Source organism: Allobosea sp. (genome assembly GCF_017308015.1).
Classification (GTDB): Bacteria; Pseudomonadota; Alphaproteobacteria; order Rhizobiales; family Beijerinckiaceae; genus Allobosea.
This window is the reverse complement of sequence record NZ_JAFKFW010000003.1, coordinates 75,632-100,994: the sequence shown is the minus strand read 5'-3', so window position 1 is coordinate 100,994 and position 25,363 is coordinate 75,632. Positions and strand designations below refer to the sequence as shown.

Here is a 25,363-nt window from a genome sequence, read left to right as displayed (position 1 = left end):
TGACATTTCGGGCGCGCGCGTGTGCTTAGCCGCAAGCTGCGGCTGGTCTTGCGGACCGGCCTTCGACGCATTTCCGAAAGACCGACCTCGTGACCCTGCATCGCTATCGTTCCCATACCTGTGGCGCGCTCCGTGACAGCGACATCGGCCAGAATGTCCGCCTCTCCGGCTGGTGCCACCGCATCCGCGACCATGGCGGCGTGCTCTTCATCGACCTGCGCGACCATTACGGCATGACGCAGGTCGTCGTGGACCCCGATTCGCCGGCCTTTGCGGATGCCGAGGCTGCGCGCTCGGAATGGGTCATCCGCATCGACGGCAAGGTGAAGGCCCGCCTCGAGGGCACCGAGAACGACAACCTCGCCACCGGCAAGGTCGAGGTGTTCGCGACGGCGCTGGAAGTGCTGGGCCCGGCGGCCGAGCTGCCGCTGCCGGTCTTCGGCGATCTCGAATATCCCGAGGATACCCGGCTCAAGTACCGCTTCCTCGATCTGCGTCGCGAGAAGCTGCACAACAACATCATGCTGCGCACCAAGGTTATCGACTCGATGCGCCGCCGCATGAAGGATTCGGGCTTCTCCGAATTCCAGACGCCGATCCTGACCGCGTCCTCGCCGGAAGGCGCGCGCGACTTCCTGGTGCCGAGCCGCCTGCATGCCGGCAAGTTCTATGCGCTGCCGCAGGCGCCTCAGCAGTACAAGCAGCTCCTGATGATGGCGGGCTTCGACCGCTACTTCCAGATCGCGCCCTGCTTCCGAGACGAGGATCCGCGCGCCGACCGCCTGCCGGGCGAGTTCTACCAGCTCGACGTCGAGATGAGCTTCGTCGAGCAGGAAGACGTGTTCGCGACGATGGAGCCCGTCATCACCGGCGTGTTCGAGGAGTTCGCCGAGGGCCGGACCGTCACGCGCAACTGGCCGCGCATCCCCTATGCCGAGGCAATCGCCAAATACGGCTCCGACAAACCGGATCTGCGCAATCCGATCGAGATGCAGGACGTCTCCGAGCATTTCCGCGGCTCGGGCTTCAAGGTCTTCGCGCGCATCCTCGAAGGCGAGAAGAACCGCGTCTGGGCGATCCCCGCGCCGGGCGGCGGCAGCAGAGCCTTCTGCGACCGGATGAACTCCTGGGCGCAGGGCGAGGGGCAGCCCGGTCTCGGCTACCTGATGGTCAAGGAAGACGGCGAGGGCCAGGGGCCGATCGCCAACAACATCGGGCCTGAGCGCGTCGCGGCCATCGTCAAGCAGATGGGGCTGAAGGGCGGCGACGCCTGCTTCTTCGTCGCGGGCGATCCGGACAAGTTCTACAAGTTCGCCGGCAGCGCGCGGAACAAGGTCGGCCAGGAACTCAGCCTGATCGACGAGAACGCCTTCGCCTTCGCCTGGATCGTCGACTTCCCGATGTTCGAGTACAACGAGGACGAGAAGAAGGTCGATTTTTCGCACAACCCCTTCTCGATGCCGCAGGGCGGACTGAAGGCGCTCAACGAAGAAGATCCGCTCTCGCTCAAGGCCTTCCAGTACGACATCGCCTGCAACGGCTTCGAGCTCGCTTCCGGCGGCATCCGCAACCACCGTCCCGAAGCGATGGTGAAGGCCTTCGAGATCGCCGGCTACGGTGAGGAGACGGTGATCGAGCGCTTCGGCGGCATGTACCGCGCATTCCAGTACGGCGCTCCGCCGCATGGCGGCATGGCGGCTGGTGTGGACCGCATCATCATGTTGCTGGCGCGCGCCACGAACCTGCGCGAAGTGGCGCTGTTCCCGATGAACCAGCAGGCCGTCGATCTGCTGATGGGGGCGCCGGCCGAGGCGACGCCGAAGCAGTTGCGCGAGGCGCATCTGCGGATCAACGCTCCCGAGAAGAACGGCTGACATCGATGGCCCTGCTGCCGATCGGGCGGGCTCTGCCGCTCGCCCTTCTCATGGCGCCGCTGCTCGGTGCCTGCGTGGCCCATGGCGACAGCAGCGCGGGGCGGGCTTCGGCTCTGGCGACGACGGTGTCGCGCGCCATAGCCTGCAAAGCGGGCTCGCCGCAGCGGACGACGCTCGACCGTTTCCTCGCGGCCGAGAAGGCGCGCGGCGCCGACGATCAGCAGATCGCGGCGGCGCGTGCGGCCTATGTCGGCGTCTCCGAGGCCGAGATGGTCAATCAGGCCGTCAAGCCGCAAGCCTGCACGGTGCAGGAACGGACCGAGCTGAAGGCCAGGATGGGCCGCATCCGTGCCGGAGAGTTCGACAAACTCTGAGCCGCCCGTGCCGCTATCGTCGATCCAGAAGCGGGTTTCCGCGGCGGCCCTGTGCGGGGCGCTCGCCGCCTGCACGGCAAGCGGGCCGCGGCCCGGCACGGTGGAATATGCCGCGGCCACCGTATCGCGCGCTTATGATTGCGGCCTGCGTGTCGATCGCGGCGGGATTCTCGCGCGGCTCGACGCGCGCGACCGGCAACGCTTCGTCGCTGCCAATGCCGGCTATGCGGTGAAATCCTACACGGCGCCGCATCGCTGCGAAGCGAGCGAGCGCGAGCGGATCAGGGGCGAGGTCGGCGCACTCGCCCGCCGCTGAAATCGCTTGCATCCGGCCTCCCGACAGGGCCACAAGGCGGCAATGTCCGCCGCCGCCATCACCGCCATCGTCGTCAGCTTCGACAGCGCGCAAGTGCTGCCAGCCTGTCTCGACTCCTTGGCCCGAGAGGGGGTGCCGGCCATCGTCGTCGACAATGCCAGCGGCGATGCCTCGACAGAGATCGCGGCACGGCACGGAGCCCTTGTCCTGCGCAACGAGCGCAACGAGGGCTATGGGCGTGCGAACAACCTCGGCGCGCATGCGGCGACGACGCCCTTCATCCTGATCGTCAATCCCGATCTCGAGATGCAGCCCGGCGCCGTCGCGGCCCTGTTGTCGGCGGCGGAGGCCTATCCCGACGCGGCCGCCTTCGCGCCGCGTCTGGTCGAGCCGTCGGGCCGCGTCTTCCTGCAGCCGCGTTCGCTGCTGTCGCCTGACCATCTCAACCGGGCGCGCCGCATCGTCCTGCCGGAGGGGGATGCCTGCCTGCCATTCCTGTCCGGTGCTTGCCTGCTGTTGCGGCGCGAGGTTTTCCTGAAGCTCGGAGGGTTCGACCCGGCGATCTTCCTGTTCTACGAGGATGACGATCTCTGTCGCCGCCTGCGCGATGCGGGGCATGCGCTCATCCATGTCGATGGCGCCGAGGCCCGGCACGGACGCGGCAAATCAAGCGTGCCGTCGCCGCAGCGCCGTTTCATCGCGCGCTGGCATCTGGCCTGGTCGCAGCATCATATCGCGCGCAAATGGGGACGGCCGCTGCCCGGCCTCGGAAAAACCGCCGAAAACCTGGCGAAGGCAATCGGTTACGGCCTGCTTTTCAATCGCGACAAGATGTATGCCCATGTCGGCTCCGCGGCGGGCGCGCTGGCGGGCCGCGCCGGCCGCAGCGCGTTGGAGAGGCAGGGGCTGAGCGAGGCGCCGCGCCTCAGAGATGCAGATCCTTCATCGGGGTCGCGATGATACGGCGGATTTCGCGCAACTGACGCATGACGAGCCGGCCCTTGCGCATGAAGGTGCTCGACGCTGCCAGCAACTCCGCCTCGCGGGCGGCGAAAGCCGCCTTGCCGGTCTGGACCGGGATGGGGCTGAGTGGTGTGGGCGCGTCGGCGAGACCGGCGGCATTGATTTCGGCGAGCGCCGGCTCGGCGCCGCGCAGGCTCTTGCCGATCGCGATCCGCGCCGCATCGAGCCGGCTTTGGCCGGCATCGAGCACGGGCTTCTGCATCACGGCGCTCGAATCCCGCCACTGGATGCCCTTGCGATAGGCCGGAACCCACTGCACCTGCGCCTCGAGCAGATTCAGCCCGGCATAGCGGGCGAGCGCGGGGAAGGCGTCGTCGTAGAAGCGCCAGCAATCGACCGGGAAGCGATGGCGCGGCCCACCGCCGGGAGAGGTGATGAAGGCCAGGCCGTTTCCCTTCAGCACACGTGAAATCTCGAGGATGGTGATCCAGAAATACTCGGCGTGCTCGAAGACCTCTGAGCAGGTGACGACATCGACGGAGCCGGTGGCGATCTCCTTCCAGTCGTAGGGATCCGCGACGACGACCTCGACGTTCAGCCCCGGTTCGATATCCATGCCGACCAGCGTCCAGGCCGGGTTGCTCATCACGTCGCGATTGGACAGCGATTGGTGCTCGACAATGGCAGAGCCGACATCGAGCACGGTGAGGGGAGCCGTCTCGACATCGGCGAGATAGGCCTTGCGGAAGACCCGCGCCTTGTCGTTCGCGGAAGCGTGCATGAAACCGTCCAGATGGCTTGCGGTAGGGGGAGGAGCCTCGGCAGAAGCCTCTAGAGCATCGGGCCGGAAAGTGGAAACCACTTTCCGGCCCGATGCTGAAACAACGAGCCAGGTCGCCATTTCGCCGCCGGCGGGCGTGTGCGGGCCGGAGCGGGGCAACCGGTCTTCCCGGCTGGCTTATTGCGCCGCGCCGGGCAGCTTCTCGACCTGTTCCGACAAGAGCGTCGGAATGAGCCGCCTGACGTGGGCTTCGGGCAGCAGCCACCATTCGCTGCGCAACAGCGCGGCGATGCGTTCCTCGCTCATCCGGTAACGCACGACGCGGGCCGGGTTGCCGGCGACGATCGCATAGGGCGGCACGTCCCTGGTCACGACGGCGCGCGCCGCCACCACCGCGCCATGTCCGATGGTGACGCCGGACAGGATCAGGGCCTGCGAGCCCAGCCAGACGTCATGGCCGATGACGGTGTCGCCGCGCGAAACATGGCTGCCGTCGAGGCCCACGGATTCGGGCCAGAGGCCGGGCAGGGCAGGGAACGGATACGTCGTTACCCAATCGGTCCGGTGGTTGCCGCCGAGCATGATCTCGACGCCGTCGGCGATGGAGCCGTAGCGCCCGATCGAGAGATTCGAGCCGCTGACCGCAAAGCGCACCTTCGGGCGGCCATAGGTATAGGCGCCGACCGTGATCTGCCCGGGCCGGCGCGCCATCAGGGCGGCCAGATAGAGACGGGTCTGATTGTGCGGATTGAACCAGCGGCGCAGAAAGCTGCGTGGGCCGGTCGGAAGACCGGCCCACCAGACGGCGAGGGCGCCCGGGCGCCAATCGGCGTCCGGAGCGGGCAAAAGCGGCGAACTCAATGCAGCAACCTCACTCCGCCGTGGCCTTGAGGTCGATCTTCTCGAAGATCTCCGTCGGTTCGGTCATGGTGATGACATCAGCGAGACCGAGGCCCGTGGCCGATCTGGCGCTGGCCTGGACCGTCAGCGTGCCGGGCTTGGCGACAAAGCGGGAGGCGGCGGCAGCCACGCTCTTGGCTCCGTCGGAGGGGCCCAGGATCGCGGCGAGGCCAAGGCTCGCGACCATCGTGAACTGCTGGCGGACGTCATCGACCTTGCGCTTGGATTTGCGCGCCTCGTTCTCGATCAGCTTCTCGACCAGCCCGAAATTCTGCAGCTTGACCTGCAGGTTGCGGGCGGTGGCGCCGAGCGCGGCGACCTGCGCGAGGGCAAGATCGCCGGCAAACAGGTCCTTGGTGACGTTGCCGAGCGTGCCGGAAGCCTCGATCTGGGCGAGGCCGGCACTGCCGAAGGAGAGCGTGCGAATGGCGATCTCGTTCTTCGCAGCTTCCCAGGCGAGGTCGAGCTTCGCCGACAGGTCGAGCGTACGGATGCCCATCGCGATCATGTCCTTGGCGGCGGGATGGCCGGTCGCTTCGGAAACCGGGGTGACGAGCTTGTCGATCGTCAGCGCCAGGCTGGTCGGGATGCCGTTGAGCTGCTCGCCCGCCTTGAGCTCGAAGGTGCCGAGCGAGATCTTGACCGGCTCCTTGCCGGTGATGATCGCCGGTGCGTCGATCGAGATGCCGGCGAGGCGGATCGTGCCGAGCGTCGGGATGAAGCGGCGGAAATCGACTTGATCGATCGGCTTGTCGGGTTCGTTCAGCGCGGCCCGCAACTCGCGAATGACGGAGCCGAAGGCGAAGCCGGAATAGGCGATCGAATCGACACCGCCCTTGGCCTCGCCGGAGCGGAACTGGAGGCCTTCCATGGCGAATCCGGATTTCGCTGGGGTGTTCTCGCCGAAGGCCATGCGGGCGATCCGCATGTCGACGGCTTCCGCCTTGGCGCCGGCCTTCGGCGGCGGGCTGACATTCATGACGAGGTCGCGCGTCTCGCCGCTGCCGTATTCGAACATGTCGAAGAGTGCGAGCACGGAGAGGCCGAGCTGCCGTTCCGCTTCGGTTTTCTCCGGAGACTTGTCGGCATCGGCGGGCTTCTTGTCGCCCTGTTTACGCTCCACCTCCTCGCTGGCCGCCGCGAGGCGGGACATCACGTCCAGCAGCGGTTCGGGGCCGACCTTGGCGGCGAAGCCACGCGCGGTCGTGCGACCGAGCGACATCCTGCCGGCCTTGCCCATGTCGAGGCTGTAGCCGTCCTGCTCGAAATTGCCGATGACCGGCAGCATCGCCTCGTTGGCGCCGGGGGCGGCCTTCTCGGTCAGCACGCGCGCGATCTGGCGCAGGTCGAAGGCGTCAAAGGCGGTGCGCTTCAGTTCCCCCTTCATCGGGCCGGTGGCTGACCCGTCAGCGGTGATGCTGCCGCTCGCCGATTCGCCGTGGCCGATCTTGCCTTCGCGGATATCGGTGAGGCGGATGTCGCGGTAGGTCGTGGTCTGCTTCTGGTCGCCGACCGTCTGCACCAGCGACAGTTCGGGCGCGCTGATCTCGGCCGCATTGAGGCGTGCCGCCCGGCCCGCTGCCGATTCGCTGGCAGCCGCGCCGGTGAACAGTGCCAGGAAGGCGTCCTTTTCCAGTGTCGAGCCCTTGATCGCGATCTTCGGCGCGTTGATCACGAGCTTGCCGAGATCGATCCTGACATTGTCGAGCTGGAAATCCGCAGCCCAGCCCGGGGAGGCCAGGGACATCAGAACAATCGCCAGGGCCGTGCCGGCGAGATGCGTCGTCCAACGAGGGCGCGCAACGATCATGAATATCTCCTGATTCAATAGCCCGGCGAAACTGCCGCAGGCGGATGACGAAAGAAAGCCGTCAGGCAGTGCTGCGTGGCGTCCCGCATTCATATGATGACGAAAGGCTTGACCGAAAGGCGGCGAAGGCGGCCATCTGCCGAAGATTTGCCATCGGTCGCTTCTAGAGCGCAAGAGGCGACAGCCGCCACGGAGACCAAAGCGATGCATGCCCTCAGAACCGCTCTCGCCGCCGTCGCGCTGGCGCTGATCGCCTTGGCGCCGGCCGGCCTGCAGGCGCAGGGCCAGCCGGCCGCTGCCGGGGGGGCCGGGCTCGAATCGCTGGTGATCGTCAGTGGCGGCACGCGTCATGCCTTCCAGGTCGAGGTCATGCGCACGCCGGATCAGCGGGCGAAAGGGCTGATGTTCCGCAACTACATGCCGGCCGATCGCGGCATGCTGTTCGATTTTGCCGCCACCGAGCCGGTGGCGATGTGGATGCAGAACACCTATATCTCACTCGACATGCTGTTTATCCGGGCGGACGGCACGATCGCGCGTATCGCCGAGCGCACCGAGCCGCTCTCGACGCGCACGATTCCCTCGGGCGAACCGGTGTTGTCCGTGCTGGAGATCAATGGCGGCGTCAGCAAGCAGCTCGGCATCAAGGCCGGCGACAAGGTGGAGCACGCCCTGTTCAAGCGCTGAGCGGCGCCACGGCTATCGCTGCACAGCCTAGGCGGCCCGCAATCGGCTTTCGCTTGCGGGCGCGGCCTCTGGCATGATAGCGAACCGCAACGTTTGGAATGTCTCGTCGGGGTATAGCGCAGCCCGGTAGCGCATCTGCTTTGGGAGCAGAGGGTCCCAGGTTCGAATCCTGGTGCCCCGACCATCATTCCAGGCGCGTATGAAGCGGTTCGCGTCGCGGACTGCACAGGTTTGGTGACGGCAGAGTGCTTTTATGACCGCACGCATCTATCGCCCGGCCCGCACGGCCATGCAGTCCGGTACGGCGAAGACCGAGCGCTGGCTGCTCGAATACGAGCCGGAGACGCCGCGCCAGATCGAGCCGCTGATGGGCTGGACCTCGTCCTCGGACATGAAGAGCCAGCTCAAGCTCTGGTTCGACAGCGAGGCCGAGGCCGTCGCTTATGCCACGCGTAACGGCATCGCCTATCGTGTCGAACAGCCGAACGAGGCCAAGCGCCGCACGCTGTCCTATTCCGACAATTTCAAGTTCACGCGCCTCGGCCAGTGGACGCATTGATGCCGACAGGCGAGGGGCTGCCCTCGCTTTCGGGCCCGTAGCTCAGATGGATAGAGCAGCAGCCTTCTAAGCTGCTGGTCGCAGGTTCGAATCCTGCCGGGCTCGCCATCGTTTCCATCGTGAAATGCCTTCCCGTCCCGGAAGCATTCCGACGATCACAGGCGCTCATCCCGTCTCTTGTCAGCCGTTGGGGCGCCTGCCTTCCTTCGGCATGGATGCCGATCCAGCGGGCCGCACCCTACAGCAGGGCGCGCTCGTCGCGGCCGAGCAGGCGGAAAGCCAGGTAGATGGCCGTGCCGCTGAGCACGAGCAGGATCGTCGAGAGCGAGGCGGCCGTGCCGTAGTCGCCGTCATTGATCGCGATGTAGATCTTGACCGGCATCGTGATCGTCCCGCCGACATAGAGCACGAGCGACGAGGAGAGCTCGTTGACGGCGGTCACGAAGGAGAGCATCGCGCCGGCGACGATGCCGGGCAGGATCAGCGGGATGGTGACTTTCAGGAAGGCCTGGACCGGGCTGTAGCCGAGCGAGATCGCCGCTTCCTCCATGCTTGGCCCGACCTGCCTCAGCGCCGCCGCCGAGGAACGTACCGCATAGGGCAGACGACGGATGAAGACCGAGAGGATGATGATCGCCGCCGTGCCGGTCATCGCCAGCGGCGGCGTGTTGAAGGCCGCGATGAAGGCGACGCCAACGACGATCCCCGGCATGACATAGGGCACCATCAGGGTCGCATCGAGCAGCGAGGAGTGGGCGGTGTTGCGCCTTGCCACCAGGCAGCCGATCAGCGTGCCGATGACGACGATCAGGAGCACGGAAGTGCCGGAGAACAGGAGCGAGTTGCGCACGACGTCGCCGAGCGATGCGATGATGCGGCTATAGCTTTCAAGGCCGAAACCGGGTTGGAAGACCGGTCCGTTCGTCTTCCTGATCGAATAGATCGCGGCGATGATCGCCGGCATCGCGCCGCCCAGCGCGATGAAATAGACCGCTGCATGGGCGGCGACATTGGCGAAGCCGCGCAGACGGATCTTCTCGGGCCGGTTGATCAGGTTGCTGTGATAGACGTTGCGCCGCGACATGTAGCGCTGGATGAAGACGAAGATCATCGACATCAGGATCAGGACGAGGCTCAGCGTGGTCGCCATGCCGAGATTGGAGCCGATCTCGGCGGAATAGGCGGTATAGGCCTCGGTCGCGAGCACGTTGAAGCCGCGTCCGAGCAGGCGCGGCGTGCCGAAATCGGCGATGGCGTGGATCAGCGCGAGCAGGCCGCCGGCCGAGAGCGCCGGCAGGACCAGCGGGAAGGAGATCTTCATCACGCGCTGGAACGGCGTCAGCCCGAGATTCTCCGCAGCCTCCTCCAACGAGCGATTGATATTGGAGAGCGCGCCGGACGTCAGCAGATAGACGTAAGGATAGAACTTGAAGGCGAAGACGATGAGGATGCCCCAGACGCCGTAGATCGGCGGCATGAAGATGCCCCAGCCCATCAGGGTCTGCCGGACGATGCCGCCCGAGCCGAACAGAACGATCCAGGAATACGCGCCGATGAAGGGCGGCGACACCAGCGCCAGAATCGCCATCATCGAGATGAGGCGTCCGCCCGCGATCCGGATGCGGGCCATGCAGAAGGCCATGACGGAGCCGAGCAGGAGCGCGCCCGCGAGCCCACCGAAGCCGACGATCAGCGTATTGACGAGCGCGTTGACGTAGCGCGTGCTGGTGAACAGCCGCTGCCAGTTGGCCAGCGTGAGCTGGCCGCTTTCGTCGCGAAAGCTGGAGACCAGCACGAGTCCGAGCGGGATCAGCAGCAGCACGATCAGGATCGCCCAGGCTCCGATTGCGACGAGCGTCCAGAAATCCGGGCGCCAGCCGCTGCGCCTGGCCGGAGCGACGACCGCGCTCATGCCGAAAGCTCCGTCCGGACCCGCCGGCCCGCGGCATCGAAGGCGTGCAGATCGTCCCGGACGAAGCCGAGCCTGATCTCACGGCCGGCCTCGATGGCGAGATCAGCGGGAGGGGCTGCGATCTGGGCAACGAGGCGATGCCCCTGTGCCTGCACCGTGAGATGCGCTTCGCGGCCGAGATAGGTGAAATGTTCGACGAGCCCGGTGAAGCCCGCGGCTCCGGGCTCGGCCACGCCCGCCTCGGCGAGGCGCAGGCGCTCGGGCCGCAGGGCCCATTGCGCCACGCCCGGCACGTCCGGCAAGCCGAAGGCGGTAGGCGACAGCAGATTCATCGTTCCGACGAATGAGGCGACGAAACGCGTCGCCGGCTGGCCATAGATCTGCTGCGGCGTGCCGATCTGTTCGATCGAGCCGCCATCCATGACGCAGATCCGGTCGGAGATGGCGAGAGCCTCTTCCTGATCGTGCGTGACGTAGATCGCGGCGATTCCGATCGTGCGCTGGATGTCGCGGATCTCGTCGCGCAGGTCGAGCCGGAGCTTGGCGTCGAGATTGGAAAGCGGCTCGTCCATGAGGAGTAGGCGCGGCTTCACCACCATCGCCCGGGCGATGCCGATGCGCTGCTGCTGACCGCCCGAAAGCGCCGCCGGCAAACGCTCGGAGAGCGCCGAGAGGCGCACGGTCGCCAGCGCCTCGGCAACGCGGTCGCGAATCTCGGACACGGCGACCTTGCGCGCCTTGAGGCCGAAGGCAACGTTCTCTGCGACCGTCAGATGCGGGAAGATCGCGTAGTCCTGGAAGACCATGCCAATATCGCGCTTGTGCGGCGGGACCGCCAGCAGATCGGTGCCGGCGAGCGAAACCTTACCCTCCGACAGTTGCGAGAAGCCCGCGATCGAGCGCAGCAAGGTCGTCTTGCCGCAGCCGGACGGGCCGAGCAGCGTGAAGAACTCTCCCTGTGCGACGGTGAAGGAGACGCCGTTCAGCGCCGTCGTGGCCCCGTAGCGCTTGATCGCGCCTTCCACAGTCAAATAAGCCATGCCGGCAAAGAATCTCCGCTCTCCCCTAGTTGCGCATGGCCGCGATTGGACGGCAAGATACCTCATCATCGTCGGCAGAGATCGACGCTCTGGGAGAGGAACGGGAACATCATGACGTCGCGCAAAATCTGGATCGGGCGCATCCTGCTGACGGCGGGGCTCCTGGGCTTCGCGGGAGCAGCGGTCGCAGCCGACAACAAGGTCGTGCTCTATACCGCCCACAAGTCCTCGATCGTCCAGAAGATGATCCCGCTCTTCGAGGCGGAGACCGGGATCAAGGCCGAGGTGGTGCAGCTCGGTTCCGGCGACGTGTTCCGCCGCGCCCGCGCAGAGGCTGCCGCGCCGAAGGCCGACGTGATCTGGAGCGTCACCGGTTCGCTGCTGGGCGAAAATGCCGACCTGCTCACGCCCTATGCGCCGAAGGACCAGGCCGCCATCGACGAGCGCTTCGTCAGCAGCCCGGCCTGGACGCCGTATACGACCGTCATCTACGTGCTGATGGTCAACAATCGCATGGTCAAGGATGCCGATGTTCCGAAGACCTGGGCCGCGCTCTCCGATCCGAAATGGAAAGGCAAGGTTGCCTCGGCCCGCGTCGACAATTCCGGCTCGGCCTTTCAGCAGATGACGACCGTGCTCACCGCCGGCGGTGATAAGGGCTGGGAGAATTACGGCAAGCTCGCCAAGAACTTCGTCTTCTCCGACAGCTCCGGCGCGGTCCCGCGCTTCGTCGCCGATGGCGAGGCGCCGCTCGGCCTGACGCTGGAGGACAATGCGCTCGAGTATGTCGCGGGCGGCGCGCCGGTGAAGATCTCCTATATCGAGGACGGCACCACGACCTCGCCCGATGGCGTGGCGATGCTGAAGGGCGCGCCCAATCCGGAGCCGGCGAAGCGCTTCATCGACTGGGCCCTGTCGAAGAAGACGCAGGAGGCCTTGGTCAAGGAGGCCGGCCGCCGCTCGGTGCGCAAGGACGTCGCCGCTCCGGGCGACGTGAAGCCGCTCTCCGAACTGAAGCTCGTCAAGCTCAAGTCCGTCGAGGAGCTTGGCGGCACCAAGGCATTGATCGAGAAATGGCGGCAGGTGACCGGCAACTGACGGGCTGACGGCCGGATACGAAGACGACCATGCAGATCGAATGCTTCAGCCTCGGCAAGCGCTTCGCCAGCCCTGAGGAGAACGAGGACAGCGTCGTCATCCTGCCCGGCCGCGGCTATGCCGTGATCGACGGGGTGACCGACCGCAGCGGGCGCCGCTTCGGCCCCATGCGGGCCGGGCGCTACGCTTCCAGCCTGGTCTCGGCGGAGGTCACCCGCTTCCTCATGGCCGAGGACCTGAGTGTCCGTGGCGGGCCGGAGCGCGTGCACCGGCTTGTCCAGGCTCTGGGCGAGGCGTTGCGCGCGGGCTATGCGGCGCATGGTCTGCTCGACAAGGCGTCGGCCGATCCCGCCGCCCGGATCGGCTGCACGCTGGCGCTGGGCTACCACGACGGCCCGGCGCTGCAACTGGTCTCGATCGGCGATTCCGGCATCCGGCTCGGCGGGAAAACCCTCGGAACGGTCCGCCATATCGAGGAAAAGCCGCTCGACCGGGTGACCGCGCTGATCCGGCGCGAATGCTGGGCGCATCTCGGCCGGATGCGGGCCGATCCGCTGCCTCAGCGTGCGATCTCGGACGATGCTGTCTGGAACGGCTTGCGCGAACCGCCGGCCGGCCTGGGTGCCGAGGCCTGCGCCACGATCAGGGCGCATGTGCTGCGCCTCTGCGACGAGGAGATGCCGGGAATCGCGCGGGCCGAGATCGAGCGGATCGTCGATAGCGGCATCAGCGGCCAGCGCGCCTTCTCCAATCACCCCACGAGCGATCTCGGCTATGGCGTGCTCGACGGCTTCGCCATCGCCGGGCGGCACGTCTTCACGGCGGATTATCCCGCGGCCGAGGTCGCGCGGCTCGAATTGTTCAGTGACGGTTATTTCGCCGAGCCGGACGCTTTCGGGGTCGCGGCCTGGGAGGCGAGCTTCGCCGAGGTCGAGCGGATCGACCCCGACAAGATCGGTCCCTATGCCAGCGTGAAGGGCTCCGGCGCCGATAGCTGGACCGACGACCGGACTTATCTCGGTATCGCGTTCGATCGCTGAAGGTTCAGTCTTCCCGGCCCCAGCTCCGCAATCTGCGGATCGTGGCGGCGGGGTCGCGCGGGCGCAGCCTCCACAGGTTTCTGATCAGGCTCACGAGCGCGAACAGCACGAAGCCGGCAAAGCGAGGGCGACCGGAACCGTGAGCAGGCCCATGGCGCAGCCGCCGGAATCACCGGGGCTGCCGCATTTCGGGTCGATGAGCATCAGTCCGAAGACCCAGACCAGACCCGCCAGCGGGCCAAGGACGAGGCCGATGAGGCCGGAGAGCAGCGCTTTCGTCAGCAGGCGCGTCATGCCGAGCCTTCCCCGTTTCGGGTAAGCATAGCCCGGCTCTTCCACGGCGGAACAGCCTGCGGCCTGTCTCGTTGTAGGAGCGGGGGTCGATGCGGAGAACACCGATGTTGCGGTTCGTCGCCATCACCGCCCTTGCGGCGGCTCTTTCGTTCCCGGCGTTTGCAGAGCCCGGTTTCGTCAAAACGGTCAGTCTGCCGGTGCCGGGTTCCTCCTACGGGCTCGGTCCTCGGGCGGCCTGCGAACTGCCGGCGAACCTCTCTGGTCCGGCGGAGCCAGTCGCGATGCCTGATCATGCGATGACCCTGTCGCCGCGCATGATCCAGGCGATCCGTGTCGACAGCAATCCGGCTACCGACTGAGGACGGCCGGGCTCTCCGCCACCGGGGGGCCGTCGCCTCGGCGCTTGCCGACCTGTGCCCGTCAGCGTAAACCCCGCGCGGCACCGCCTTGATCGTGCCTGAATGGCCCGCCATCGGGCGGCAGCCGGCATTCTGGACATATGCGGCCGGCAGCCGCGGGGATGAATGATGTTTTCGCTCACGCCAGCGATCGACCGCCTCAAGGAAGCGGCCTCGGCCAGCCATCTGCGGGCCTGCGTTTTCCTGCTGCTCCTGTCGTGCGTGGCTTTCCTTCCCGGCTTCAGGACGCTCCAGCCGCTTGACCGCGACGAGCCGCGTTTCGCCCAGGCGAGCAAGCAGATGCTTGAAACCGGCGATTTCATCGATATCCGCTTTCAGGACGAGGCGCGCCACAAGAAGCCGGTCGGCATCTACTGGCTTCAGAGTGCGGCGGTGAAGGCCGGCGAGGTGCTCGGTGTTCCCGAGGCGCGTACGCAGATCTGGCTCTATCGCATTCCCTCGCTGATCGGTGCGACCGCGACCGTGCTCCTGACATATTGGGCATTGCTCGCCTTCCTCTCGCCGCCGCTGGCCTTGCTCGGCGGGGCGCTGATGGCGGCTGCCGTGCTGCTCGGTGTCGAGGCGCGCATCGCCAAGACGGACGCGCTGCTGGCCGCCTGCGCCGTCGCCACGATGGGCGCACTGGCCCGGACCTGGCTCGACTGGACGCGCTCGCTCGCCTTCGTGCCGGACCGGCGCAACTGGCTGGTGTTCTGGGGCGCGACCGCGCTCGGCCTGCTCATCAAGGGGCCGATCGTGCCGATGGTCTGGGGCCTCACCATCCTCGTGCTGAGCGCCAGCCAGCGCTCCTTCCGCTGGTTGAAGCCGCTGCGCTTCGGCGCGGGACTTCTACTCTGCCTTGTCGTTGCGCTGCCCTGGTTTGCGGCGATCATGATCAAGACCGGCGGCAGCTTCTTCGCCGACAGCGTCGGCCAGGACATGCTCGGCAAGGTCGCGGAGGGGCAGGAGAAGCATTGGGGGCCGCCCGGGCTCTATCTCGTCGTGTTCTTCGCGACCTACTGGCCGGCGGCGGCTTTCGCGGCGATGGCGGTGCCCTTCGCATGGGTCAGGCGCAAGGAGCCGCAGATCCTGTTCCTGATTGCCTGGATCGTGCCGTCCTGGCTGGTCTTCGAGGCGGTGCCGACCAAGCTGCCGCATTATGTGCTGCCGCTCTATCCGGCGATCACCGCGCTTCTGTTGCTTGCCGTGCTCAACGGCGGCATCAACCGCCATCGGCGTGGCGCGGTGCTCACCGCCTGCCTCGTCGTGATCGTGCCGCTGGCATTGATGGGCGTGATCCTCTTCGGCAACTGGACGCTGGACCGGGCGGTGCCCTGGCTGGCGCTGCCGTTCTTCGCGCTGGTCCTGCTCGCCGGGATCAGCGTGGTTGCGGCCTTCCGGCGGCTCGATTTCGAGGGTGCACTCTGGCGCTGCGTGCTCGCGAGCCTGCTGCTGACCATTGCCGTCTATCCCTTCGCCATCGAGAGCCTGCGTTCGCTGAAGCTGTCGCCGCGCCTGGCCGAAACGGTCAAGGCGGTCGGTTGCGCCGATCCGGCCGCGGTGACGCTGGGCTATCGCGAGCCGAGCCTGGTCTTCCTGGCCGGCACGAAACTCGCGATGGCCGCCAGCGGCGCCGATGCGGCGACGTTCCTGAGCCAGGCCGGTTGCCGGGTCGCATTCGTCGAGAGCCGCTTCGCCAACGACTTCAATGCGGCGCTGGCCAGCCAGAACCTGAAGCCGCGGCTTGTGACCACGATCAACGGCTTCAACCTCAACGGCGGGCGCAAGCTGGGGATCGCCGTCTTCACCAACTCGCCCGGCTGAGAACCATTGCGCTCGAAACCCTTCTGCTCGAAGCCCTTGCCCTATCCGCCGCGCTGACGCAGTTTGCGGACCGTTTTCCGGATGATGCCCCTTTGACCGAAACCTCTTCCCATCCGCTGCTCAGCGTCGTCGTGCCGGTGCGCAACGAGGTCGGCAATATCGCCCCGCTCGTCGCCGATATCGAGAAGGCCTGCGCAGCGATCGGCCCCTTCGAGGTCGTCTATGTCAATGACGGCTCGACCGATGGCACGGCCGCTGCGCTGGCCGAACTCGCCGCGACGCGGCCCTGGCTTCGTGTCGTCACTCATGCCCAGTCCTGCGGGCAGAGCGCTGCCGTGCGCAGCGGCGTGCGCCATGCCCGATCGGCGATCGTCGCGACGCTCGACGGTGACGGCCAGAACGATCCCGCCTTCCTGCCGGAGATGGTCGAGGCTCTCCAGAAGGCCGGGCTCCAGGCCGGGATGGTGCAGGGGCAGCGCGTCGGGCGCAAGGATACCGGCTTCAAGCGCTGGCAGTCGAAGATCGCCAATGGCGTGCGTGGGCGCGTCCTGAAGGATGATACGCGCGACACCGGCTGCGGGCTGAAATGCTTCCGCCGCGAGGCCTATCTCGCCCTGCCGTATTTCGATGCGTTGCACCGCTTCATGCCGGCCTTGATGGCGCGCGAGGGGCACAAGGTGCTGCATGTCGACGTGCGTGACCGGCCAAGGCTGACCGGGGTCTCGAATTACGGCTTCTTCGACCGCCTCTGGGTCGGCATCCTCGATCTTGCCGGAGTATGGTGGCTGATCCGGCGGCGCAAGCGCGTGCCGCAGATCGTCTCGGAGACGATGTGATGCTGATCGATCTGCAGCAGACCATCGGCAATTATTTCCACGATGTCTTCGTCAACAACATCGACTGGTGGGTGTTGCTCGGCGTCGTCGCGCAGGGACTCTTCACCATGCGCTTCGTGGTGCAGTGGTGGGCGAGCGAGAAGGCCCAGCGTTCGGTCGTGCCCATGACCTTCTGGTGGTTCTCGATCGGCGGCGGCGCCCTGCTGCTGATGTATGCGCTCTACCGGCGCGATCCGGTCTTCATCCTTGGCCAGGGCTTCGGCGTCTTCGTCTATATCCGCAACCTGCAATTCGTCCTGCGTGCCAGGGCGCGTGGCGAGGACACGAATTCCGGGCCGGGCTAGGTCCGGGCCGTCATTCTCGGGCGAAGTGAAGCGTAGACCCGAGAACCTCATGACAGGACGACACTGGTTTCCGAGATACTCGGGTCAAGCCCGAGCATGACGGCGCGTGTCAGCTCCGCGAGGGCGCCGCAGGCTCTGCCGCTGCGCCGTCGGCGGGCGAGGGCAGCTTGTCGGCGTCGGGGGCCTGCGGCTTGCGCATCGCGGCCGAGTAGGCGGGGTAGCGCTCGCGATAGGCCTTCAGGAATTCGGAGAGCGTGTCGGCATTGGCGGTGGCGCGCGCCATCTCGCGGATGTCGGACGCGCGGGTCCGGTCGGCCCCTGTGATGAAGGCAAATGTGCGGGCATCGACGCCGCGTGCCATCTTCGGGGCAAACTTGCTGCGCAGCCGGTCGAGCGACAGATTCTCGCTCGCCATCACGTAGGAGACTCCGGAGCGCATCACGTCGGCACGTTCGCCGTCACCAAGCGCGCCGTCGCCGCGCCAGCTTTCGCCGAGCAGTCGTTCATAGGCTTCGCCTGCCTCGCGCCAGCGGCGCCCGGTCCAGTAGATATCGGCGCGCAGCCGGTCGATCTCGGGGCCACGCTCGGCTTCCAGCATCTCGAGAGCCTGATCGGTGCGCGAAAGGTCGGAGAGAGCCTTGGCTTCGAGGAGCAGGCGAGCGCGCTTGACGTCGGCCGGCAATTCGACGAGCCGTGTCGTGTTGAGCGCGCGGACCGCGTCGGCGGGCTTGCCGTTCATCAGGTCGATCATGGCGAGCCGCGCCGCGACAGTGGAACGGGCCGCGCCGGTGAGACGGCGATCCATCTGGTATTTCAGGATCTCGGAGGCCTGGTCGAGCAGGTCGAGCTCCACCAGTCGGTCGGCGAGGAGGCGGGTGATCTCGTCGCCCCGGCGGCCGATCGGCAGAAATTCCTTGAAGTCGTAGAACAGCGCCAGCGCCTCGATGCGCGGCAGCTTGCCCAGCCCCGCTCCGCTGAACAGTTCGGCGAAGCGCTGTGCCGTCTCGTCATGCATGCGCCGGGTCAGCGGGTCGTCGGTGAAATTCTCGTTGGCGCGGCGCGCGACCATGAAGGCGTCGCGCCAGCGCTGCTGGTCGGCATACAGCCGGCCGAGTTCGGCGAGAGCCTCGATTTCCAGACGCCCTCCGCGCCAGATGACCGAGACGGTTTCCAGCCGGGCGATGGCTTCCTCGGGTTTGATGTCAGTGCGCTTCTCGGCGTCGGCGAGCTTGACCGCGCGCAACTGCGCTTCCGCCGCGATCGGGCGGCTTTTGGCGTCGAAGAGTGGCTTGTAGCCGTTCATCGCCGCTTCCGGGCGGCCGCCGATATCGTCGAGCCGCGCCTGCAGCAGGGCGAGATGCTCCTGGTCGAAGCTGCCACGCGGCATGTCGGCCAGGGCCTGGATTTGCCGCTCGGCGACGCCGATATCCTGCTGCGCGAGCGCGGCGCGGGCCATCGCCTCACGGAAGCCGCCCTGCAGGTCGACGGGGTAGCGGTCGAGCACCGCCTCGGCGCGGCGGAAGCCGACCAGCGCCTGGGCATTGCGGTTCAGGCGCTGCTCGACGAGAGCACGCCAGAGCCCGGCCTCGGCATCATCCTTGATCGGGGTGGCATCGAAGGCGGCGAGCGCTTGCTGGTCGCGGTACATGCCGGCGGCGACGACGCCCTTCAGGAAGAGTGCCTCGCGGTCGCTGCGCATCGCCGGGTCGTCGGCGAGCAAGGCATTGAGTGGCCCGGCCGCTTCGGGCATCAGGCCGTTGGCGGCATAGAAGCGGGCGAGGGCCAGCCGGGCCTCGGATTTGCGGCTGCGCGAGGCGTCGGTCACGTCGAGCATCAAAGCGCGGGCGCGCTCGCGCGGGTTGCCGAAGCGCAGCTTCGTCCAGGCATCGCCGTCGAGCAGGGGGGCAGCTTCCTGCGTCTCGGCCTTATCATCGGCCTTGTGGGCGGATTCGCCGAGGTCGAGCGAAACGTTGAGCCCACCGCTGCGGCCGATACGGGCCTGCTCTGTGCCGGCCCGGACCGCGATATCGTCGGCATGAGGCTGGACCGCCAGGCCCTGCGCGGTCGGGAGCAGGCCGAATTCCACGAACTGATAGGGCTTGGGCGTGGGCCGGGTCGGACCGGTCGCGGTCGCGACGGCGACGGGCAGACCGGCGGGGCCTGCCTCCAGCCAGTGGACGCCGGTCAGCCCGGGCAACGGCACAGCGACGATGGTCTGGCCACGCTCGTCCATGCTGCGCTGGGGCTCGACCGGGGCGGCCGGCCGGCCGGCATCCTCGCCGAGATCGAGCGACCAGGTCGGACCATTGTCGAAAACACGGGCCAGAGGCTGGCCGGCAAGCCTGAGCTTGACGAGCGTGACCTTGCCCTCGCGGGTGACCGTGCTGTCCTCGATCAGTCTGGGCATCTGACCGGCCAGCTTCGCGGGGTCGATCGTGTCGCGGGTGTCGAAGACCAGCGTCATCACGCCGGAATCCAGGAAGGCGGCGGCGCCCGTGGGGCGGGTGAAGCGGAAATCCAGGCGCGTGCCATCGACCGTGATGGCAACAGGGCCGGGCGGCACTTCGGGAGCGGCCGGGGCGGCGGCGACCTGAACGGGCGGCGCGGCTTGCTGGGCCGCCGGTTGAGGTGCCGCGGGTTTTTCGACAGGATCGGTCGGTGGCGCAACAATGGGGACGGTGGCCGGCGGCGCCTGGGGCTTGCCGGGATCCGCGAGCGTGAGCGCTTCCTGCTTGACGGGGCGCAGCAGGTCGAGGACCAGTCCGGTCTCGTCGCTGAAGCTGCGCGTTTGCCAATCCCTGGGCAAGGACAATGTCAGGCTCAGCGCCTCCTTGCCGGAATCCAACCCGACGAGGCCGATTTCAGCAGGAAGGGCGCTGCGGATGGCGCCGGCTTCGACGTTCATCGGGCGATCGAAAACCAGCTTCAGCGTGCCGTCCGACAGGTTGCTTGCGAGCTTGGTCTCGGCCGGCGCCTTGAAGATCAGGCGCTCGAGCGTCGGCAGGCTGGCCGAGGTCATCGTCAGCATCGCCGGAGGGCTGGACGGCTGGCGGGCGCCTTCGCGCGCGCGCGCTTCGGCGAGGCGCAGGCGCTCGGTCAGTTCGGCGATGGCCTCGGCCGGCGGGCCGGGCATCACGCCGGACCAGCTCTGCGGCAAAAGGTCGATGAAGGCCTTGTCGCCGGCCTCGATCAGATTCGCCTTGTAGGGTTGCGTCAGTGCGAAGCGCATGCCGCGCCCGTCCGGGTCGAGGCGGGCGACGGAGACGTAATTGGGCAATTCGCGGGCGATGCGCGCGACATCGACCTGGACCTGGCCGCCGAAGGCGACGATCAGGACGCCGTTGGAAACGCGAATGCGGGTCTGGATCGGCTCGTCGAAGGTCAGGGACAGGCGGCCGAAGCCGGCCGGCATCGCTTCGCCACGCAGGTTCGCGCCGGCTGCGAGGACAGGTGTCTCCAAGCCGGCGGCGAGCGCGAGAGCTGCCAACCCGATACCGAAGGCGAGGGAGCGCGACAGACGCAAACCGTGATACTCGACACAAAGCGACAAGGGGCTCCGTCGCGTCCGACGAACACGGCGGTCCTACGGCACGCTAGCGTGTCAACCATAATGGCGTGTTAACGGTCAGGCGCTGCGGGTTCCGATGATCGCCGGCTTTCCATCTCTGGAACGATCATCGAACGATCGCTGTTCAGCCGGCGCTGCGAGTAGCTCCCTGTTCGAAGCAGGCAGTGCTAGCATTCGGCGCATCTAGGAGGATTGTAACCTATTGGTGGAGGCGGTCCGCCGGAATGTCCGCCACGATATCCGCGGCCTCCGTAGACCGGGCCGTTGCCATAGACTGGACCGCCGCCATAGTCCGGGCCCCTGCCATAACCGGGCAGGCGTCCGACCGGCCTTCCTATCGGCCGGCAACCATAGGCGTTGCAGGTAGACTGGGTATAGACGCCGGTTCGCTGGTTGATGCAACTGGACGGTGTACATTGCATTTGCACGCTATGGATGTCTTTCGGTGCCTGAACCTGCGGCATTGGCATCGATAGAGCGTGAGTCGCCGGCCCGAACAGCAAAGCCAAAGCGAGAATCGAGACGCGCATAGCGAAGTCCTCCTGCCGCGATCATCCGCCGCCTGAGCTGAACGAATCCTGACTACACCAGTTCCATGGTGTCTCGCTGCAATTTCGACCTGGATCGCCGGGATTGTTCGCAAGGTGAGGTGCGAGACAGGCTGCCGACCTTGATCGCGCCAGCGGCCCTGCTCTCGCCAGACCGGGCTAAACGGGACAACCAGGATCAGCGCCGGAGGGCCGGGGAGATCGCCGGGAGTTCGTTGCCGGGCAGGGGGGCTTCGTTCGTCACGCGTTCCACGGTCGCGCCGCGCCCGCTCGTCGCCAGCGCGACGGTCAGCTTCTCCGCGCGGTCGGGCGACATCGCCGCCATCACCTCGGACATCTTGCGCGGGTTCATCTGCTGCACCACCGGCACGAGCACGTCGAGGCCGAGGCGGTCGAAGACGCGTGCGGCATCTTTCGGCTTCATCGCTTCGTACATGATGACGAGATTCTTGATCGCCTTGGCCTCCTCGATGGCCGGCTTGACGGAGCCCGGCCCGTCGATCTTCTCTTCCAGGGCCTTCAGGTCTCCGACGCGACCGTCGAGCTTCTTCTCGGCGGAGTTCAGCAGGCGCTCGCGCATCTCGAGTTCGCGCATCCGGCCTTCCAGCTCCTCGCGCCGCTCGCCGAGGCGCTCCAGGATCGCCTTCTCGGCCGGCGACATCGGCTGGACCGAGCCGTTGATGATGCCGGCCTTGTTGTTGGGATTGGCGGCGCGGACGGCTTCCGCCTTCGCCTCGGCCTCCTTCTTCTCCTGCTCCTTCTTCGGATCGGGCACGGAGCCTGTGGTTTCCGGATCGAAGACGTCCGGCGCATGGGCCCGCGCGATGATCTTGGCGAGGCCCCAGATCTCCGGCTCGGGCTGGTTCGCAGTCCTGGTTGCAGGGGTCTGCGCCATGACCGGCGGGGCGGCCGGAATCCGGCCGGGAGCGGGCTCGGCCGTCCAGGCGAGCAGCTTCAGCGCCAGCAGACCCATGGCGCCGAGAATCACTGCCGGCAGGAGACGGGGCCGTTCGATCACGCAGCCTGTTCCTCAAGGCGGCGGGCGGCCCGGGCGCGGATGGCGGCGGCGGACTGGGCCGCGCTCTCGAGGCGGGACACTGGCGCCGGTGCGGCGGGCGCCTCGGCCGGGACTTCCCTCGCGCCGACGAGGGCAGCGGCGCTGACGATCTGGCCGATTCGCTCCATCACGGCCTGGCCGGCCTCGACCTGGGCGGCGAGATCGGCGGCGTAGCGCTCGGCGGTGCGCAGGCGTTCTTCCAGCGTGCGGTCGCAATCGCCCAGCGTCGACTTCAGGCCGGCGATGGCGCGCTCGGCATTGTCGGTTGCGGTGATCAGCGCGCCGACGGTCTGGCGCATGCCGGCCTCGTCCGTCTTCAGGCGCTCGATGCGCTTGGTGAGGATGAAGCAGGTGACGATGGTGGCGACAAGGAGACAGGCGACAAGCACGTCGGCGATGAGATTGATCGTCATGGCATCCCTATCAGGTGGTGGCGCCGAGATGGCTGGCAAGGCTGTCGAAGGCGGCGAGCGTCGTCTTGGAGCGCCGGAGCGGGTTCACCACCTGCACCGCGATCTTGCCGTCGACCCGGCCGATCCGCCCCTCGGTGACGACGAAGTCGCCACAGCGCAGGGAGACGATCGAGTCCGGCCGGGCGTCGAACATCAGCGTGTCGCCGATTTCCAGCTTCATGACGCGCTTGAGTGGCATCTGCGTCTCGTGGAGCACGCAGGTGACGTCGACATCGGCCTGCCAGACCTCGGTCGCAAGATGGTTCTCCCAGATCGGATCGCGCCCGAGCTTCTCGCCCATGAAGCTTTCGAGCAGCAATTCACGGATCGGCTCGATCGTGGCGTAGGGCAGGAGGATGTGCAGCGCGCCGCCGCGGCCCTCCATGTCGAATTTGAGTTCGACGCGGATCGCGGCGTTGGCGGGACGGGAGATCGAGACGAAGCGCGGATTGGACTCGACGCGGTCGACGGTGAAACGAACCGGCGAGAGCGGCTTGAAGGCGGCCTCGGCGTCGCTCAGCACCAGTTCGATGACGCGGCGGACCATACGGATTTCGATGGAGGTGAAGGGACGGCCGTCGATGCGCGGTGCCGGTTGGCCGCGCTTGCCGCCGAACATGGCGTCGAGAACGGAATAGATCAGGGACGACTCGATGGTGATGAGGCCGAAATTATCCCACTCCTCGGCCTTGAACACCGAGAGCAGGGCCGGCTGCGAGATCGAGTTGACGTAGTCGCCGAAGCGGATGGAACGGATGCTCTCCAGCGTGACCTCGACATTGTCCGTGAAGAAATTGCGCAAGCTGGTCGAGAGCAGGCGGACAAGGCGCTCGAAGATGATCTCGAGCATCGGCAGGCGCTCATAGGCGACCGAGCCGGAATCGACGATCGCCTGGATACCGTTGCGGCCGTCCCTTTCGTCGCCGCTGGAGAAACCGAGCATCGTGTCGATTTCGTCCTGCGACATGAGGCGGTCTGTACCGCCTTCCTGTTCACCCTCGTCGTCGATGACGTCGGGCATTGCCGCCCAGCCGGCCGCCATCCCTTCCGGGGTCAGCGGCTCGTCGCTCAGCTTGTTCTTGTCGCGTTCGGTGCTCATCTCTGCACTGCCATCCCGGTCCGGTATGCGAGGGCCATCGGCCTGCTCACTGCACCAGCAATTCCTTGAACAGCACGGCGTCGACCTTGGCCGGATAGACGGTCAGGTTGACGCGGCGCAGCAGTTCTTCCTTGAGCCGGTACATGCCGGCCGAGCCTTCGAGATCGGAGGGACGCAATTCGCGCATGAAGACCTGGAAAGCGTCCTCGACGCGCGGCAGCAACGGCTTGACCTGGTCGGCCGCCTTCGCATCGGCGATTTCCAGCACGACCTTGATCTTCATGACCGGCTGGCGGTCCTGCTGACCGCCATTGGACATGCTGATCATCATGTCCTTCATGTCGAGAAAGGCGACGGGATTCTTGGCCTTGGCCGCGGCTTCGGCAGCCGCGATCTGCTCGGGCGACGGCTTCTTCAGGAAGAGCCAGCCGCCACCGCCGGCCGCTGCCAGCAGCACGGCGCCGCCGATGATCATAAGGAGCTTCTTCCTGCTCTTCGGCGCCTCTTCGCCGGAGGCGGCTTCCTCATCCGTCTTGGCTTTCTTCGCCATCTCGTCACGCGCCCCGGCCGTCGGGCCGCGTTCTGCCGCCCATGAGGCACCTTCGCCAATTACGGTTAACGCGTCGTTAAGGGCGGCAGAATTTGCCGGGCTGTTCTTGCCGTTCAAGCAGCCTGTGCCGGGTGCCAGAAGGTGGTTGTCTCAGGCTTCATGTCAGCAATATCAATGTTTTGCCTCAATTAACCATCCTGGCACGCCGTTTGCGATCATCAGGCCGTGGCGACTGCGCTGGGGAGCGTCGAGGTCGCTGCGGGACATGATCGGGAGCCTTTGCCGTGGAGAACGCGCTTCTCATCGGCCTGTCGCGTCAGGTGGCTCTGGCGCGCGAGCTGGACGTCATCGCCAACAACATGGCGAATGTCGGCACCAATGGATTCAAGGCGCGCAGCGCGCGCTTCAACGAATTCCTCATGCCAGTGGCGAAGGCCGATGCGTTCAAGCCGGCCGATCGGCCGCTGTCCTATGTCATCGACAGGGGTACGCCGCTCGACCTGTCACAGGGCACGATCGAGATGACCGGCAACCCGCTCGATGTCGCGCTGAAGGGCGACAACTACCTTGTCGTGCAGACGCCGAACGGCGAACGCTACACGCGTGCCGGCTCCCTGACCATCGACCGGCAGGGCCGGCTCGTGACCCAGACCGGCCTGCCGGTGATGGGCGATGGCGGGCCGATCGCCTTCGGCTCCAGCGAGCACTCCATGCGTATCGCGGCCGACGGAACGGTCAGCAGCGACCAGGGTACGCGGGGCAAGCTGCGCCAGGTCCGCTTCGCCGATCCGGCAGTTCTGGCGAGCGAAGGCACCAACCTGTTCTCCGCGACCACGCCCCCGCAGGCGGCTGGCATCGAGGCGCGGGTGGAGCCCGGCGCGATCGAGCGCTCCAACGTCAAGGCCGTGGTCGAACTGACCCGCCTGATGGAGGTGCAGCGCAACTACCAGAGCGTCGCCAACATGATCAGCAAATCCGATGAACTGCGCAGCCGGGCGATCTCGCGCCTGGCCGACCAGCAAGCCTGATAGGGAGCGAG

The 25,363-nt window shown here is 66.7% G+C and carries 24 protein-coding genes and 2 tRNA genes; 15 read left to right on the top strand and 11 right to left on the bottom strand.

From position 1 onward, the window contains the following. Nucleotides 1–95 precede the first annotated feature (95 nt). From aspS to J0I42_RS03540, 4 genes are read left to right on the top strand one after another with little or no spacing between them, the layout of a single operon-like run. Nucleotides 96–1,874, top strand: coding sequence for an aspartate--tRNA ligase (aspS, locus tag J0I42_RS03555; protein ID WP_291653151.1), 1,779 nt, complete (start codon nucleotides 96–98; stop codon nucleotides 1,872–1,874). 5 nt (nucleotides 1,875–1,879) lie between these two features. Further along, nucleotides 1,880–2,248: a hypothetical protein gene (locus J0I42_RS03550; protein ID WP_291652873.1), complete on the top strand. Its 369-nt coding sequence runs from the start codon at nucleotides 1,880–1,882 to the stop codon at nucleotides 2,246–2,248. A gap of 7 nt (nucleotides 2,249–2,255) precedes the next feature. Then, on the top strand, nucleotides 2,256–2,564 hold the full coding sequence (locus J0I42_RS03545) for a hypothetical protein (protein ID WP_291652871.1): 309 nt from the start codon (nucleotides 2,256–2,258) through the stop codon (nucleotides 2,562–2,564). A 42-nt stretch (nucleotides 2,565–2,606) separates the two neighbouring features. Further along, on the top strand, nucleotides 2,607–3,524 hold the full coding sequence (locus J0I42_RS03540; protein ID WP_291652869.1) for a glycosyltransferase family 2 protein: 918 nt from the start codon (nucleotides 2,607–2,609) through the stop codon (nucleotides 3,522–3,524). On the opposite strand, the gene J0I42_RS03535 is transcribed toward J0I42_RS03540, so the two are convergent. The 3 genes from J0I42_RS03535 to J0I42_RS03525 all read right to left on the bottom strand — a co-directional run bounded on the left by J0I42_RS03535 (nucleotide 3,490) and on the right by J0I42_RS03525 (nucleotide 7,018). Then, nucleotides 3,490–4,308: a class I SAM-dependent methyltransferase gene (locus tag J0I42_RS03535; RefSeq protein WP_291652867.1), complete on the bottom strand. Its 819-nt coding sequence runs from the start codon at nucleotides 4,306–4,308 to the stop codon at nucleotides 3,490–3,492. The genes J0I42_RS03540 and J0I42_RS03535 overlap by 35 nt on opposite strands. 177 nt (nucleotides 4,309–4,485) lie before the next feature. Further along, nucleotides 4,486–5,073, bottom strand: coding sequence for a CatB-related O-acetyltransferase (locus tag J0I42_RS03530; RefSeq protein ID WP_465247638.1), 588 nt, complete (start codon nucleotides 5,071–5,073; stop codon nucleotides 4,486–4,488). 106 nt (nucleotides 5,074–5,179) lie between these two features. Next, complete coding sequence (locus J0I42_RS03525; RefSeq protein WP_291652865.1) at nucleotides 5,180–7,018, bottom strand: hypothetical protein; 1,839 nt, start codon at nucleotides 7,016–7,018, stop codon at nucleotides 5,180–5,182. A gap of 204 nt (nucleotides 7,019–7,222) precedes the next feature. Here J0I42_RS03525 and J0I42_RS03520 point away from each other — a divergent pair, with 204 nt between their 5' ends. The 4 genes from J0I42_RS03520 (at nucleotide 7,223) to J0I42_RS03505 (ending at nucleotide 8,372) form a co-directional block, all read left to right on the top strand. After that, nucleotides 7,223–7,705, top strand: coding sequence for a DUF192 domain-containing protein (locus tag J0I42_RS03520; RefSeq protein WP_291652863.1), 483 nt, complete (start codon nucleotides 7,223–7,225; stop codon nucleotides 7,703–7,705). A 107-nt stretch (nucleotides 7,706–7,812) separates the two neighbouring features. Further along, nucleotides 7,813–7,889, top strand: a tRNA-Pro gene (locus J0I42_RS03515). A 69-nt stretch (nucleotides 7,890–7,958) separates the two neighbouring features. After that, the gene (locus J0I42_RS03510; RefSeq protein ID WP_291652861.1) at nucleotides 7,959–8,264 is read left to right on the top strand and encodes an ETC complex I subunit; all 306 of its coding nucleotides are present in this window, start codon (nucleotides 7,959–7,961) and stop codon (nucleotides 8,262–8,264) included. Nucleotides 8,265–8,295: 31 nt separating this feature from the next. Further along, nucleotides 8,296–8,372: transfer RNA gene (locus tag J0I42_RS03505), tRNA-Arg, on the top strand. A 130-nt stretch (nucleotides 8,373–8,502) separates the two neighbouring features. On the opposite strand, the gene J0I42_RS03500 is transcribed toward J0I42_RS03505, so the two are convergent. Beyond that, on the bottom strand, nucleotides 8,503–10,176 hold the full coding sequence (locus tag J0I42_RS03500) for an ABC transporter permease (RefSeq protein ID WP_291652859.1): 1,674 nt from the start codon (nucleotides 10,174–10,176) through the stop codon (nucleotides 8,503–8,505). After that, entirely contained in the window at nucleotides 10,173–11,216 is a 1,044-nt protein-coding gene (locus tag J0I42_RS03495; protein WP_291652857.1) for an ABC transporter ATP-binding protein, read from the bottom strand. Before J0I42_RS03495 ends, J0I42_RS03500 begins: the two co-directional genes overlap by 4 nt. A 111-nt stretch (nucleotides 11,217–11,327) precedes the next feature. Between J0I42_RS03495 and J0I42_RS03490 the strand changes: the two genes are divergently transcribed. Both J0I42_RS03490 and J0I42_RS03485 read left to right on the top strand, forming a co-directional pair. Continuing rightward, a complete protein-coding gene (locus J0I42_RS03490) occupies nucleotides 11,328–12,314 on the top strand; it encodes an extracellular solute-binding protein (RefSeq protein WP_291652855.1) in 987 nt (328 codons plus the stop codon). A 29-nt stretch (nucleotides 12,315–12,343) separates the two neighbouring features. Continuing rightward, nucleotides 12,344–13,354: a hypothetical protein gene (locus J0I42_RS03485; RefSeq protein WP_291652853.1), complete on the top strand. Its 1,011-nt coding sequence runs from the start codon at nucleotides 12,344–12,346 to the stop codon at nucleotides 13,352–13,354. Nucleotides 13,355–13,444: 90 nt separating this feature from the next. On the opposite strand, the gene J0I42_RS03480 is transcribed toward J0I42_RS03485, so the two are convergent. Next, a complete protein-coding gene (locus J0I42_RS03480; RefSeq protein ID WP_291652851.1) occupies nucleotides 13,445–13,648 on the bottom strand; it encodes a hypothetical protein in 204 nt (67 codons plus the stop codon). Nucleotides 13,649–13,755: 107 nt separating this feature from the next. On the opposite strand from J0I42_RS03480, the gene J0I42_RS03475 reads away from it, so the two are divergent. The 4 genes from J0I42_RS03475 (at nucleotide 13,756) to J0I42_RS03460 (ending at nucleotide 17,050) form a co-directional block, all read left to right on the top strand. After that, a complete protein-coding gene (locus J0I42_RS03475; protein ID WP_291652849.1) occupies nucleotides 13,756–14,007 on the top strand; it encodes a hypothetical protein in 252 nt (83 codons plus the stop codon). A 165-nt stretch (nucleotides 14,008–14,172) separates the two neighbouring features. Further along, entirely contained in the window at nucleotides 14,173–15,870 is a 1,698-nt protein-coding gene (locus tag J0I42_RS03470; protein WP_291652848.1) for an ArnT family glycosyltransferase, read from the top strand. A gap of 92 nt (nucleotides 15,871–15,962) precedes the next feature. Beyond that, the gene (locus J0I42_RS03465) at nucleotides 15,963–16,706 is read left to right on the top strand and encodes a glycosyltransferase family 2 protein (protein WP_291652846.1); all 744 of its coding nucleotides are present in this window, start codon (nucleotides 15,963–15,965) and stop codon (nucleotides 16,704–16,706) included. Next, on the top strand, nucleotides 16,706–17,050 hold the full coding sequence (locus J0I42_RS03460; RefSeq protein WP_291652844.1) for a lipid-A-disaccharide synthase N-terminal domain-containing protein: 345 nt from the start codon (nucleotides 16,706–16,708) through the stop codon (nucleotides 17,048–17,050). The genes J0I42_RS03465 and J0I42_RS03460 overlap by 1 nt, the downstream gene beginning before the upstream one ends. A 109-nt stretch (nucleotides 17,051–17,159) precedes the next feature. On the opposite strand, the gene J0I42_RS03455 is transcribed toward J0I42_RS03460, so the two are convergent. The 5 genes from J0I42_RS03455 to fliL all read right to left on the bottom strand — a co-directional run bounded on the left by J0I42_RS03455 (nucleotide 17,160) and on the right by fliL (nucleotide 24,324). Next, nucleotides 17,160–20,600, bottom strand: coding sequence for a hypothetical protein (locus J0I42_RS03455; protein ID WP_291652842.1), 3,441 nt, complete (start codon nucleotides 20,598–20,600; stop codon nucleotides 17,160–17,162). A gap of 744 nt (nucleotides 20,601–21,344) precedes the next feature. Then, nucleotides 21,345–22,184 (bottom strand): MotE family protein, encoded by an 840-nt coding sequence (locus tag J0I42_RS03450; RefSeq protein WP_291652840.1) that lies wholly within the window; start codon nucleotides 22,182–22,184, stop codon nucleotides 21,345–21,347. Further along, nucleotides 22,181–22,636 carry a DUF6468 domain-containing protein gene (locus tag J0I42_RS03445; protein ID WP_291652838.1) on the bottom strand — a complete coding sequence of 152 codons (456 nt, stop codon included), beginning with the start codon at nucleotides 22,634–22,636 and terminating at the stop codon, nucleotides 22,181–22,183. The genes J0I42_RS03450 and J0I42_RS03445 overlap by 4 nt, the downstream gene beginning before the upstream one ends. 10 nt (nucleotides 22,637–22,646) lie before the next feature. Beyond that, nucleotides 22,647–23,774: a flagellar motor switch protein FliM gene (fliM, locus tag J0I42_RS03440; protein ID WP_465247632.1), complete on the bottom strand. Its 1,128-nt coding sequence runs from the start codon at nucleotides 23,772–23,774 to the stop codon at nucleotides 22,647–22,649. Nucleotides 23,775–23,820: 46 nt separating this feature from the next. Further along, nucleotides 23,821–24,324, bottom strand: a complete 504-nt coding sequence (fliL, locus tag J0I42_RS03435) for a flagellar basal body-associated protein FliL (RefSeq protein ID WP_291652836.1) — start codon at nucleotides 24,322–24,324, stop codon at nucleotides 23,821–23,823. Nucleotides 24,325–24,608: 284 nt separating this feature from the next. On the opposite strand from fliL, the gene flgF reads away from it, so the two are divergent. Next, nucleotides 24,609–25,352 (top strand): flagellar basal-body rod protein FlgF, encoded by a 744-nt coding sequence (gene flgF / locus J0I42_RS03430; protein WP_291652834.1) that lies wholly within the window; start codon nucleotides 24,609–24,611, stop codon nucleotides 25,350–25,352. The last annotated feature ends 11 nt before the right edge of the window (nucleotides 25,353–25,363 follow it).

What these genes read in the sequence shown, in the direction of transcription:
- J0I42_RS03550 (WP_291652873.1), top strand. Translation starts at nt 1,880, where the DNA reads ATGGCCCTGCTGCCGATCGGGCGGGCTCTGCCGCTCGCCCTTCTCATG.
- J0I42_RS03540 (WP_291652869.1), top strand. Translation starts at nt 2,607, where the DNA reads ATGTCCGCCGCCGCCATCACCGCCATCGTCGTCAGCTTCGACAGCGCG.
- J0I42_RS03535 (WP_291652867.1), bottom strand. Translation starts at nt 4,308, where the DNA reads ATGCACGCTTCCGCGAACGACAAGGCGCGGGTCTTCCGCAAGGCCTAT.
- J0I42_RS03525 (WP_291652865.1), bottom strand. Translation starts at nt 7,018, where the DNA reads ATGATCGTTGCGCGCCCTCGTTGGACGACGCATCTCGCCGGCACGGCC.
- J0I42_RS03520 (WP_291652863.1), top strand. Translation starts at nt 7,223, where the DNA reads ATGCATGCCCTCAGAACCGCTCTCGCCGCCGTCGCGCTGGCGCTGATC.
- J0I42_RS03510 (WP_291652861.1), top strand. Translation starts at nt 7,959, where the DNA reads ATGACCGCACGCATCTATCGCCCGGCCCGCACGGCCATGCAGTCCGGT.
- J0I42_RS03500 (WP_291652859.1), bottom strand. Translation starts at nt 10,176, where the DNA reads ATGAGCGCGGTCGTCGCTCCGGCCAGGCGCAGCGGCTGGCGCCCGGAT.
- J0I42_RS03495 (WP_291652857.1), bottom strand. Translation starts at nt 11,216, where the DNA reads ATGGCTTATTTGACTGTGGAAGGCGCGATCAAGCGCTACGGGGCCACG.
- J0I42_RS03490 (WP_291652855.1), top strand. Translation starts at nt 11,328, where the DNA reads ATGACGTCGCGCAAAATCTGGATCGGGCGCATCCTGCTGACGGCGGGG.
- J0I42_RS03485 (WP_291652853.1), top strand. Translation starts at nt 12,344, where the DNA reads ATGCAGATCGAATGCTTCAGCCTCGGCAAGCGCTTCGCCAGCCCTGAG.
- J0I42_RS03480 (WP_291652851.1), bottom strand. Translation starts at nt 13,648, where the DNA reads ATGACGCGCCTGCTGACGAAAGCGCTGCTCTCCGGCCTCATCGGCCTC.
- J0I42_RS03470 (WP_291652848.1), top strand. Translation starts at nt 14,173, where the DNA reads ATGATGTTTTCGCTCACGCCAGCGATCGACCGCCTCAAGGAAGCGGCC.
- J0I42_RS03460 (WP_291652844.1), top strand. Translation starts at nt 16,706, where the DNA reads ATGCTGATCGATCTGCAGCAGACCATCGGCAATTATTTCCACGATGTC.
- J0I42_RS03445 (WP_291652838.1), bottom strand. Translation starts at nt 22,636, where the DNA reads ATGACGATCAATCTCATCGCCGACGTGCTTGTCGCCTGTCTCCTTGTC.
- fliM (WP_465247632.1), bottom strand. Translation starts at nt 23,774, where the DNA reads ATGAGCACCGAACGCGACAAGAACAAGCTGAGCGACGAGCCGCTGACC.
- fliL (WP_291652836.1), bottom strand. Translation starts at nt 24,324, where the DNA reads ATGGCGAAGAAAGCCAAGACGGATGAGGAAGCCGCCTCCGGCGAAGAG.